The organism is Streptomyces cyslabdanicus, from assembly GCF_052663305.1.
Genome location: NZ_JBQRUW010000025.1, coordinates 1 through 11137 on the forward strand (window position 1 = coordinate 1; position 11137 = coordinate 11137).

An 11137-nucleotide genomic window follows, 5' to 3' on the forward strand; every position below is an offset into this window, starting at 1 on the left:
TTCGTGGGGTGGGGGAGGGGGAGAAACCCTTGTGGTGGGGGGGGGGGGGGGGGTTCCGCCCGGGCCGGTCCGGGGTCATGCCGCGCGCATGTCCTGTTCCGTCACCGCGTGCGCGCCCGCGCTCCGGGCGGCGGATCGGCGGCGCAGGAAGCGCGGCAGCGGCAGGGCGAGGTTGACGAAGCCCTCGGCCTGCATGGCCGCGAAGCCGATGCGGGGCAGGTCCGAGGAGGCGCGGTAGACGACGAACCGCGGCTCCCAGCGGGGCTGGAACTTGGCGTTGAACTTGTACAGCGACTCGATCTGGAACCAGCGGGAGAGGAAGACCAGCAGCCCGCGCCAGGCGCGCAGCACCGGGCCCGCGCCGATCTTCTCGCCCCGCGCCAGTGCCGAGCGGAACATCGCGAAGTTCAGCGATATGCGGGTGATGCCGAGCTTCGGGGCAGCCTGGAGCGCCGCCACGATCAGCAGTTCGTTCATGCCGGGGTCGGCCGAGCGGTCACGCCGCATCAGGTCCAGGGACACACCGTCCCCGCCCCAGGGCACGAAGTGCAGGATCGCCTTCAGATCGCCGTACTCGCCCGGCTCCGCGTCCTGCTTGTGGGCGGTGGCGATGAGGCAGTCGCCGTCGGCCGGGTCGCCGATCCGGCCGAGGGCCATGGAGAAGCCGCGTTCGGTGTCGGTGCCGCGCCAGTCCTCGGCGGCCCGCCGGACGCGCTCCAGCTCGGTGTCGCCGAGGTCACGGATGCGCCGCACCCGTGTTTCGTAGCCGGCTCGCTCGATGCGCTTGACCATCTGGCGGACGTTGCGCATCGCACGTCCGGCGAGCGAGAAATCCGCGACGTCGACCACCGCCTCGTCGCCCAGTTCCAGGGCGTCCAGGCCGGTCTCCCGCGTCCACACCTCGCCGCCGGTCTCGGAGCAGCCCATCACGGCGGGCGTCCAGGAGTGGGCCTTGGCCTCGTCCATGAAGCGCTCGATGGCGCCCGGCCAGGCCTCGACGTCGCCGATGGGGTCGCCGCTGGCGAGCATCACGCCGGAGACGACGCGGTACGTCACCGCCGCCTTGCCGCTGGGGGAGAACACGACCGCCTTGTCGCGGCGCAGCGCGAAGTGGCCGAGGGAGTCGCGGGCGCCGTGCCGGGCCAGCAGCTCGCGCAGTCTGGTCTCGTCCTCCTCGGTCAGCCGCGCCGCCGGATGCTCGGGGCGGAAGGCCAGGTAGGCGGTGGTGACCGCGGTGAGCCAGCCGAGGGCGCCGAGGGAGAAGGCGACGGTCCAGGAGGTGCTGCCCCGGTAGTCCACCGGGCCCTCGAAGCCGGTCAGGCCGTAGAGGACATGGGTCAGCCGGTCCGCCACGCTGGGGTCGCCGACCATGCGGTGCGTGTGCACGCTGACGATGATCATGCCCAGAGCCAGCGAGCCGGCGCTCATGAGGACGAAGTTGGCCAGCGCCCGCCAGCGGCTGCGAGGGTCCGGCAGCGCGGCGAACTCGCCGCGGTGAACCAGCAGCGGCGCGAGCAGCGCCAGCGAGATGACCACCCCGACGACGGAGTGCCGGTAGACGAACTCCGCCGCCGCGCCGGCCGGCAGCAGGGCCACGGCCGCGCGCCAGGCCCGCCGCTTGCGCCGCCTCAGGCCGTGCGCGAGCAGCAGCAGCAGTACGCCCACGCTGAGCGAGAGCGCCGCGGCGAACGGCCCGAACGAGCCCGGCAGCACCTCGGCCAGGGCGTGCATGCGGCTGTGCCGGAAGCGCGGGAAGACACCCGCGGCGATGTCCAGGAGGCCGACGACCGCGCAGGCCCTGGCGACCAGCGCGGGGACGGCCTCGGGGCGTGGGCCGCGCAGTATGCGCCGCACCCTGCTCGATCGGCGCGGAACCCCGTCCGACATTTCCCCATCTACCCTGACAGACATCGCATCCCGTAGTTCTGCGAGAGACCTTGAATCCGGTGCCGATCCGGGCATCCGGCGACATTGCGCCCTCTAGGACGGTGTCTCGGGGAGAAAGGTTCACTCCCCACCGGAAAGTCGGGACAAAGGGCAGGGAAAGCCCAGGGCAAGCCCTCGCAAGGACGCGTCGGCGGGCCCTGGGCGCGAAGTTCAGGCAGGAAAGAGCCCATGGGTCTCACGAGCAACAAAGTGCTGGTACTGGCGGTCCTCTGCGCCGTGCTGCTGTTCGTCGGCACGGTGTGGCTCTGGCCGCGCCTGGCCCGCCGTACCTGGCGTGCGGTGACCGGCCGCGTCGGCCTGCTGCTGGCCACCCAGGTGGTGCTCTTCGCCTGCGTCGGACTCGCCGCCAACCAGGCCTTCGGCTTCTACGCCAGCTGGGCGGACCTGCTCGGGCAGGAGAACACCCCGGGGGTCGTCATGGACGGCTCGACGCGCGGCGGTGCCGGCGGCCCCCTCCGGGTGATCGACACCCAGCAGGTGCGGCTGGGCGACGGCGACCGGCCGGACGTCTCCGGCCAGATCCAGGAGGTCGGCATCGTGGGCCGTACGACCCACATCGGCACGCCCGCGTACGTCTACCTGCCGCCGGAGTACTTCCAGCCGCGGTACCAGACCCGCACCTTCCCGGCGGCCGTGGTCCTCACCGGCTACCCGGGCACCGCGCAGGCGCTGATCAGCAAGCTGCGCTACCCGTACACCGCGCAGGAACTCGCCAGGACCGGGCGGATGCAGCCCATGATCCTGGTGATGCTGCGGCCGACGGTGGCCCCGCCGCGTGACACGGAGTGCGTGGACATCCCGGGCGGCCCGCAGGCCGAGTCGTTCTTCGCCAAGGATCTGCCGGACGCGGTTCTCGCGCACTACCGGGTCGGAAGGAAACCGGGCAGCTGGGGCATCGTCGGCGACTCCACGGGCGGTTACTGCGCGCTGAAACTCGCGATGCACCATCCCGAGGTCTATGCCGCGGGCGCGGGCCTGTCCCCGTACTACAAGGCGCCCACTGATCCGACCACGGGCGATCTTTTCCACAAGGACAGCAATCTGCGGAACCGCGCCGATCTGTTGTGGAGCATCAAGCACCGGCCGGCGCCCAACACTTCGCTGCTGGTCACCAGCAGCAAGGTCGGCGAGGGCAACTACCGGTCGACGCTCAGGTTCATCAACGCGGTGAAGGCGACGAACAGGACCCGGATCGCGTCCATCATCCTCGACAGCGGCGGCCACAACTTCAACACCTGGCGGCGCGAGATCCCGGCGGCGTTGCAGTGGATGAGCGGCCTGCTGGGCGACCGCTGAAAACGATCTTGCTGAAACGGCTCCGGAAGTCGCGGGAAGGCGCGGGAAGAAGTCAAGAAAAACACGGTCGGAACTCCCGCTGACGCAGGAAGGTTTCGTTACGGCTGTCTTTTTGCGGGGCGGCCCGGCATGATTCGCGTACGCGCGGTAAGTTTCTGGCCATGTCACGTGGACGTCACCGCCATTCCCCACCCCTGCACAGGCTGTTGCCTCCTTCGGCGATCGCCGGCGTCGCTGTCGTCTTCGCTCTCGGTCCCTGGGTGTTCACGGACGCGGTGGTGCTGCGGTCGCTCGCCGGAACCGCCGCGGTGACCACTGTTCTCGGCGCGGTCGTCATGCGCCGCTGGGACCTGCAGGCCGGACAGCGGGTGGCCGATCTCACGCGCGCGCGTGCGAGCGACGAGTGGCGATTCGAGGAACGGGTCGCCGAACTCGAGACCGACCTCGAGGAGTCCCGCGAACTGCGCGGCCGCCTCGAGCAGAAGCTGCGCGCCAGGCGCGCGGAACTCCAGGGGCTGCGCAACGAGCACGCGGCACTGCTGCGACGGTACGCCACGGCGGAGACCGAGCGCGCGAGCGCGCTGGAGGGCCGCCGGCTGCTGGAGATCGAGAGCGGCTCCGACATGCTCGCGCTGCCCGCCGCGCCGACGGCAGCCCCGGACGTCGCGGATGTCGAGGGCAGGGGCACGCACGAGTCGGCGGCGCTCGCCACCGGGGCCGCCGGCGGCGGCCCCGCCGAGAAGCAGCCGGAGGCCGCGGCCCCCGGCGTGTTCTCCCCGGAGGGATCCGAGCTGTACCTGCGCGCCGAGGCCGCGCTGTCGCGGTTGGGCAAGGCCGGCGCCAGGGCGGAGCGGACGGACGAGACCGTGACGACTGACCCGGCCGGCGAGGACGACGCCGGGTCGCAGGCCGATCCGGTGCGGGAGACGGTCGTACCGGCGGGCGGCGACGCCGACCCGGACCCCGAGCGGGAGACCGGGCCGGGCGAGACGTCCGAGCACGCTGTGGCCATGTCCGAGCCGACCGGCTCGACGGAGCCGTCCGAGTCGTCCGAGTCGGCCGACTCCGCCGACCGGGATGCCCCGGCCGAGGCGACCGAGGCGACTGCGTCGACCGAGGCGACCGAGGTGGCCGAATCCGCCGCCGGGACCACCGCGGCCGATCCGGGCGAGCAGGGCGCACCCGCCCCCTCCGCCAGGGCGGTCGAGCCGGCCCGGCCCGCGCCGCGGCTGCCCTACGGGCACTTCGCCGTGCCGACCGCGGTGGCCGTCGTACCGGCCGCGCCCGCGCGGCGCCCGCTGGTCGAGGGCGGCTTCGACTTCTTCGGCACGAAGAAGGACACGTCGGCCACCGAGCCGGGCACCGTCCAGAACGACGACCTCGTCGACGTCGTGGGCCAGGAGGCGCTCGCGCTGCACAAGGCGGAGGCCGAGTCCCAGTACAAGCCGGCCGACGCCGACGCGTCGACCGCCGACCGTCAGATCATCGACCTGACGGCCCATGACGAGACGGAACGGATCGACCTTCCGGGACTGCGCACCGCCGCCTCCTGACGCCCCTTCCGCGACGCCGGGCACCCCCCCCGGCGTCGCGCTCAGGTCGTCCACCGCTCAGGTCGTCCACCGCTCGGTTCGTTCGGCGGTCAGGTCATCCACCGGTCCGGTCGCGCGCTCCGGCGGCCCGTGCGTGACCTCTCCGCCTGGGCCCGCAGCAGCGAGGCCGCCTCCCGCGCGTCCCGCAGACGGGCCGTCACGGTCCTGTCGGCCCCGTTGTCCACGTGCACCACGGCGAGGCCCCACACGCGCTGCCACGGCCCTTGCCGCAGCCGCACGCTCTGCACCTTCGCGTGCGGCACCAGCGCGAGCCGGCGCCGCAACAGCCCGTGCCGCGCGGCGAACACCGCGTCGGTGACGGCGATCCCGTGCCCGCGCCACCACACCGGCGCGCACCACCGGGCACGCCGCGGCGGCCGGAGCAGGCCGGCGGCCTGCGGCACCGTCACCCCGGGCAGGACCTGGGCGATCACCGATTCGGCGACCTTCCGCGGAGCGACCGGCAGCAGTACGGAGTTCGACGACCCGGCGACGTCCAGCTCGACCCGCACCCAGCCGCGCCACCGCCACAGCAAGGGCTCCACGATCCGGACCGTCTGCACCCGCCCCGGCGGCACCGTCTCGTGCGTGCGGTCCAGCAGCCCCCGGTCGATCCGCAGCCCGTCGGGCGACTCGCTCACGACCCAGTCGTATTCGGCGGCGAAGCGCCCCCCGCTGTTCGCCACGGCGCTGCCGAGCAGGGGCACGACGGCGGCGAGCACCGTCCACAGGCTGTGGGTGGCCAGCCACAGCAGCGGCGGCACGACGGCCGCGGCGACGAGCGAACCCCAGGTCGCGCCGGTCAGCAGCAGCGAGACGGCGATCACGCGCGCGGGTACGCGCACCAGTTCCCGCGCCGGTGCCTCACCGACCTCGTGCGCCGTCTCGGGCGCGAACCCGGCCGCGCGGGCGAGCAGTTCGGCGCGCAGCGCCCGGGCGTCCTCCTCGCCGAGGAAGGCGAGTTCGTCCTTCTTGTCCGTCCCTATGACGTCGATTTTCAGCTTGGCCACACCCGCGACCCGCGCGAGCAGCGGCCGGGTGACGTCCACGGCCTGGATCCGCTCCAGCCGGATGTGCGCGGTGCGGCGGAAGAACAGCCCGGTGCGGATGCGCAGTTCGGTGTCGGTCACCGCGAAGTGCGTGAACCACCAGGACAGGAAGCCGTAGAGGGCGGCCACGGGTATGACGACCGCGAGCCCGACCAGCAGCGTGGTCGTCGTCAGCCGCGTCAGGTGCCGCTGCGCCTGGGCGGGGTCGTGCACGGCCCAGCCCGTGAGGACGGCGACCGGCGCCCACGCCCGTCTCAGGGGCGTGACGGGATGCAGCCGCCGCTCGGTCACGGGCCGCTCCTCGCGTAGGGCGGCGCCGCTCACGGCCTGATCGGGTGTGCCGCCGTCGCTCACCGCCTCTTCGCGTACGGCGTCCTCGCCCCCCGCCGCCGTCACAGCCCCGCCGATCGTGCCTCGCCGAGTTCGGTGAGCCGGTCGCGCAGCCGTTCCGCCTCGGCCGGGTCGAGGCCGGGGATGGTCGCGTCGGTCGCGGCGGCTGCCGTGTGCAGCTGCACGGTGGCCAGCCCGAAGTGCCGCTCGACGGGCCCGGAGGTGACCTCGACCAGCTGCATCCGCCCGTACGGCACGATGGTCTCCGCGCGCCACAGCACGCCCCGGCTGATCAGCAGGTCGTCGGCGCGCTCGGTGTACCGCCACGAGCGCCAGTTGCGGCCGAGCAGCACCCAGCCCCATGCCGCCGGCGCCAGCGGCAGCAGGGCGAACCCCGACCAGGCAGGCCCGGCCAGCAGGCCCGGCAGCAGTCCCGCGGCCAGGGCGAACAGGCCCATCCACACCACCAGCAGCAGCCGGCGCATGCGCAGGAGGCCGCGCGGCAACGCCCGCCACGCCGGCTCGTCCCCGGCCGCCGCCCGTTCGTCCTCCCGGCTCCCCGTTTCCATGGGGCAAGCGTACGTACGAGACACTGTGTCCATGACTCCTACGACGGAGACCACGGTCGGGATCGGCGGCGCCGCGGAGAGCACCGACATGGTGCTCAACATCGGGCCGCAGCACCCGTCCACGCACGGCGTGCTGCGGCTGAAGCTGGTGCTGGACGGTGAGCGCATCACGCGCGCGGAGCCGGTGATCGGCTACATGCACCGCGGCGCCGAGAAGCTGTTCGAGGCCCGGGACTACCGCCAGATCATCATGCTGGCCAACCGCCACGACTGGCTGTCGGCCTTCTCGAACGAGCTGGGCGTGGTCCTCGCCGTGGAGCGGATGCTCGGCATGGAGGTGCCCGAGCGCGCGGTGTGGACGCGCACCCTGCTCGCCGAGCTGAACCGGGTGCTCAACCACCTGATGTTCCTCGGCTCCTACCCGCTGGAGCTGGGCGGCATCACCCCGGTCTTCTACGCGTTCCGGGAGCGGGAGGTCCTCCAGAACGTCATGGAGGAGGTCTCCGGCGGCCGGATGCACTACATGTTCAACCGGGTCGGCGGTCTGAAGGAGGACCTGCCGGCCGGCTGGGCCACGCGCGCGCGTGCCGCGGTGGCCGCCGTGCGCTCGCGCATGGACGTCTTCGACGACCTGGTGCTCGGCAACGAGATCTTCCGGGGACGCACCCGGGGCGTGGGCGTCCTGACGCCGCGGGCCGTGCACGCCTACGGCGTGAGCGGCCCCATCGCGCGCGCCTCGGGCGTCGACTTCGACCTGCGCCGCGACGAGCCGTACCTGGCGTACGGGCAGGTGCAGGACACCCTGAAGGTGGTCACCCGGCAGGAGGGCGACTGCCTGGCCCGCTTCGAGTGCCTGCTGGAGCAGACCCACAACGCGCTGGACCTCGCCGACGCCTGCCTGGACCGGCTGGCCGACCTGCCGCCCGGCCCGATCAACCAGCGGCTGCCGAAGGTCCTCAAGGCGCCTGAGGGGCACACCTACGCGTGGACCGAGAACCCGCTCGGCATCAACGGCTACTACCTGGTCAGCAAGGGCGAGAAGACCCCGTACCGGCTGAAGCTGCGCTCGGCGTCGTACAACAACATCCAGGCGCTCACCGAGCTGCTGCCGGGCACGCTGGTGGCGGACATGGTGGCCATCCTGGGGTCAATGTTCTTCGTGGTCGGGGACATCGACAAGTAGGGCCGCCGCGTCCGCCTCGGCGAGGCCGGCCGCCTGTGCCAGCCAGCCGAAGTCGCCGAGCCCGCCCGCCGCGGTGAGCTCGGCGGCCTCCCCGGCGCGCGCGAGGGCGCGCACGTACTCGGAGGGGCGCGTGGAGGCGAGAGCGAGCGGGGGACGTGCGCCGGTGACTCCCAGGGCCTGCAGGGCCTCGCGCTGCGTCAGCAGGCGGGCTCCCGCAGGCGCGCACGCGGCGCACGCGTCCAGGGCCACGTGCGCCGTGATGTCGCACGATCCGTCCGGCACCGGCGCCGTCTCCCGGCCCTCCCGGAAGCCGGTGAGCGTTCCGAAGGGTGGTCGCGCGCCGGCCGTGTGCGCGTAGTCCACGGCGACCGCCAGGCCCCGTTCGACGCGCGCGAGGGCGGCGGCCCAGGCGGTGTCGCGGGGCAGCCCGATCTCCGCGCGCAGGCCCTGCTCGGCGGGCAGCGGCCACCACCGGGCCAGCCACCGTGCCTGCGCGCCCGACACCGGCTCCCCGAGCCGTTCGGCGCCGTCCCGCCGTACGAGGACCTGCCGGGGTACGCCCGCGGCGTCCACCTCCGCGACCTCCACCGGCACGTTGTCCAGCCACTCGTTGGCGAACAGCAGCCCGGTGATCCGCCGCGGGGCCTGCCCCGACCACGCGATCCGGTCGTCCAGGCCCTCCGGCCGGGCGGCGATCTCGACCGCGTGCACGCGCGTGCGTGCCGCCACGTCCGCCGGCAGCGACGCGAGCACGCCCGCGGCCAGCTCGCCCCGCCCCGCCGCCATGTCGACGAAGTCGAGCGCCGCCGGGCGGCCCAGCGCCCGGTCGACCCGGCACAGCAGCCGCGCCACGGCCCGAGCGAACAGCGGCGAGGCGTGCACGGACGTACGGAAGTGACCGGCCGGCCCCTCGGGCCGCCGGTAGAAGCCGTCCGGCCCGTACAGGGCCTCCTCGGTCGCCGCCCCCCAGCCGCGCCACTCCTCGGCGCGGCCGCCCGCCGCGTTCCGCGCCGTGGTGCGCGCGGTGCTGTCCGCCGTGTCGTCCGCCACCCCGACAGCCTAGGGTCCGTCCGCCGGAGCGAGGCGCACAAGTGATCACTGCATCCACCTTGGGGAGTACGAGGACCCCGTGCGGATCGGCCCTTCGGTTGACCCCTGCACCAGTGGCGCTTCCCTACTCTGGGTTACGTGCAGCGCCTCTATGACTTCCTCCGCAGGCACCCGACGTGGGTGGACGGCTTCTGGGCCCTCATCCTCCTCGGGCTTTCCGGCGCGAGCGTGTCGAGGATCAACGGGACGCCCGGCCACCACGGTTCGGTCGGTGCGGCCCTGGCGCTGTCCTTCGTGCTCTGCGTGGTCGTCGCACTGCGCCGCCGGGAGCCCGAGAAGATGCTGGTGCTGGCGGGCGCGGCGGGTGTGGCACAGCTCGTCCTGGACGTCGAGACGATGGTCGCCAACTTCGCCATGCTGGTGATCATCTACACGGTCGCCGCGATCGGCACCCGCTGGGCCTCCCGGTTCGCCCTGGCCGGCGGGCTGTGCGCGGCGACCCTCGCGCAGATGCACTGGCCGCAGCACGACGCGAGCGCCCTGGGCAACGTCGCGATAACCGTCTTCCAGACGGTGCCGTTCGCCCTCGCCTGGGTGCTCGGCGACTCCATGCGCACCCGCCGCGCCTACTTCGCGCAGCTGGAGGAGCGCGCCGCCCGTCTGGAGAAGGAACGCGAGGCGCAGTCCAAGGTCGCGGTCGCCGCCGAGCGGGCCCGGATCGCGCGCGAGCTGCACGACGTGGTCGCGCACAACGTGTCGGTGATGGTGGTGCAGGCCGACGGCGCCGCCTACGTCCTGGACGCCGCGCCCGACCAGGCCAGGAAGGCCCTGGAGACGATCTCCTCCACCGGTCGCCAGGCCCTCGCCGAGATGCGCCGCCTGCTGGGCGTGCTGCGCACCGGCGAGCACCAGGAGAGCGGCGAGTACGTGCCGCAGCCCGACGTCGACCAGATCGAGGATCTCGTCGAGCAGTGCCGGGATTCCGGCCTGCCCGTCGACTTCAGGATCGAGGGCACCCCGCGCCCGCTGCCCAGCGGGGTCGAGCTCACCGCGTACCGCATCGTGCAGGAGGCCCTCACCAACACCCGCAAGCACGGCGGGCCGAACGCGGGCGCGAGCGTGCGCCTGGTCTACTTCGACGACGGCCTCGGACTGCTCGTCGAGGACGACGGCCAGGGCGCACCGCACGAGCTGTACGAGGAGGGCGGCGCCGACGGCCGGGGGCACGGTCTGATCGGCATGCGCGAACGCGTCGGCATGGTGGGCGGCACCCTGGACGCGGGTCCGCGCCCCGGCGGCGGCTTCCGCATCAGCGTCCTGCTGCCGCTCAAACCGGTGCACTGACGCCGGCGCACATCCTGCTGACACCTGTCACGCACCCGCCCCACCCGCCGACGACCGAATGGAAGAGGACCCCGATGACGATCCGCGTGATGCTCGTCGACGACCAGGTGCTGCTGCGCACCGGATTCCGGATGGTGCTCGCCGCCCAGCCGGACATGGAGGTCGTCGCGGAGGCGGGCGACGGCGTCGAGGCACTCCAGGTGCTGCGCGCCACCGCCGTCGACGTGGTGCTGATGGACGTGCGCATGCCGAAGCTGGACGGGGTGGAGGCCACGCGCCGCATCTGCTCCGAGCCCGACCCGCCGAAGGTGCTCATCCTGACCACCTTCGACCTCGACGAGTACGCCTTCTCCGGGCTGAAGGCGGGTGCCTCCGGATTCATGCTCAAGGACGTGCCGCCCGGCGACCTGCTGGCCGCGATCCGCTCCGTGCACAGCGGTGACGCCGTCGTCGCCCCCTCCACCACCCGCCGCCTGCTCGACCGGTTCGCCCCGATGCTGCCCACGGGCGGCAAGGAGCCGCAGCACAAGGAGCTCCAACGGCTCACCGAGCGCGAACGGGAGGTCATGGTCCTGGTCGCGCAGGGCCTGTCGAACGGCGAGATCGCCGCCCGGCTGGTGCTGTCCGAGGCGACGGTGAAGACCCACGTGGGCCGCATCCTGACCAAGCTGGGGCTGAGGGACCGGGTGCAGGTGGTGGTCCTGGCCTACGAGACGGGGCTCGTCCGGGCCGGCGGACACGGCTGAACGGCGTCCCCGGCCGTCGGTAAGGTCTGCG

9 protein-coding genes are annotated in these 11137 nt (G+C 73.0%); 5 read left to right on the forward strand and 4 right to left on the reverse strand.

Going from position 1 to position 11137, the window contains the following annotated elements; all coding sequences use genetic code 11:
• Positions 1-75: 75 nt before the first annotated feature.
• The gene (locus tag ACTYVM_RS16600; RefSeq protein ID WP_445526618.1) at positions 76-1887 is read right to left on the reverse strand and encodes a phosphatidylglycerol lysyltransferase domain-containing protein; all 1812 of its coding nucleotides are present in this window, start codon (positions 1885-1887) and stop codon (positions 76-78) included.
• Positions 1888-2115: 228 nt separating this feature from the next.
• On the opposite strand from ACTYVM_RS16600, the gene ACTYVM_RS16605 reads away from it, so the two are divergent.
• Together ACTYVM_RS16605 and ACTYVM_RS16610 are read left to right on the forward strand one after the other, a co-directional pair.
• Positions 2116-3243, forward strand: coding sequence for an alpha/beta hydrolase (locus tag ACTYVM_RS16605; RefSeq protein WP_445526619.1), 1128 nt, complete (start codon positions 2116-2118; stop codon positions 3241-3243).
• 161 nt (positions 3244-3404) lie between these two features.
• On the forward strand, positions 3405-4796 hold the full coding sequence (locus ACTYVM_RS16610) for a hypothetical protein (protein WP_445526620.1): 1392 nt from the start codon (positions 3405-3407) through the stop codon (positions 4794-4796).
• Positions 4797-4885: 89 nt separating this feature from the next.
• On the opposite strand, the gene ACTYVM_RS16615 is transcribed toward ACTYVM_RS16610, so the two are convergent.
• Positions 4886-6208, reverse strand: coding sequence for a PH domain-containing protein (locus ACTYVM_RS16615; RefSeq protein WP_445526656.1), 1323 nt, complete (start codon positions 6206-6208; stop codon positions 4886-4888).
• 68 nt (positions 6209-6276) lie between these two features.
• Positions 6277-6783, reverse strand: a complete 507-nt coding sequence (locus ACTYVM_RS16620; protein WP_400037306.1) for a PH domain-containing protein — start codon at positions 6781-6783, stop codon at positions 6277-6279.
• A gap of 31 nt (positions 6784-6814) precedes the next feature.
• Here ACTYVM_RS16620 and ACTYVM_RS16625 point away from each other — a divergent pair, with 31 nt between their 5' ends.
• Positions 6815-7966: an NADH-quinone oxidoreductase subunit D gene (locus tag ACTYVM_RS16625; RefSeq protein WP_445526621.1), complete on the forward strand. Its 1152-nt coding sequence runs from the start codon at positions 6815-6817 to the stop codon at positions 7964-7966.
• On the opposite strand, the gene ACTYVM_RS16630 is transcribed toward ACTYVM_RS16625, so the two are convergent.
• Complete coding sequence (locus ACTYVM_RS16630) at positions 7931-8911, reverse strand: SAM-dependent methyltransferase (RefSeq protein WP_445526657.1); 981 nt, start codon at positions 8909-8911, stop codon at positions 7931-7933. The genes ACTYVM_RS16625 and ACTYVM_RS16630 overlap by 36 nt on opposite strands.
• Before the next feature lie 243 nt (positions 8912-9154).
• Between ACTYVM_RS16630 and ACTYVM_RS16635 the strand changes: the two genes are divergently transcribed.
• Together ACTYVM_RS16635 and ACTYVM_RS16640 are read left to right on the forward strand one after the other, a co-directional pair.
• Positions 9155-10360 (forward strand): sensor histidine kinase, encoded by a 1206-nt coding sequence (locus tag ACTYVM_RS16635; RefSeq protein WP_445526622.1) that lies wholly within the window; start codon positions 9155-9157, stop codon positions 10358-10360.
• A gap of 74 nt (positions 10361-10434) precedes the next feature.
• Positions 10435-11106, forward strand: a complete 672-nt coding sequence (locus ACTYVM_RS16640; protein WP_445526623.1) for a response regulator transcription factor — start codon at positions 10435-10437, stop codon at positions 11104-11106.
• Positions 11107-11137 lie beyond the last annotated feature (31 nt).

Bases quoted from the DNA above. Each gene is read 5' to 3' on its own strand.
- ACTYVM_RS16640 (WP_445526623.1), top strand. From the start codon at position 10,435: ATGACGATCCGCGTGATGCTCGTCGACGACCAGGTGCTGCTGCGCACC.
- ACTYVM_RS16605 (WP_445526619.1), top strand. From the start codon at position 2,116: ATGGGTCTCACGAGCAACAAAGTGCTGGTACTGGCGGTCCTCTGCGCC.
- ACTYVM_RS16600 (WP_445526618.1), bottom strand. From the start codon at position 1,887: ATGTCGGACGGGGTTCCGCGCCGATCGAGCAGGGTGCGGCGCATACTG.
- ACTYVM_RS16625 (WP_445526621.1), top strand. From the start codon at position 6,815: ATGACTCCTACGACGGAGACCACGGTCGGGATCGGCGGCGCCGCGGAG.
- ACTYVM_RS16620 (WP_400037306.1), bottom strand. From the start codon at position 6,783: ATGGAAACGGGGAGCCGGGAGGACGAACGGGCGGCGGCCGGGGACGAG.
- ACTYVM_RS16610 (WP_445526620.1), top strand. From the start codon at position 3,405: ATGTCACGTGGACGTCACCGCCATTCCCCACCCCTGCACAGGCTGTTG.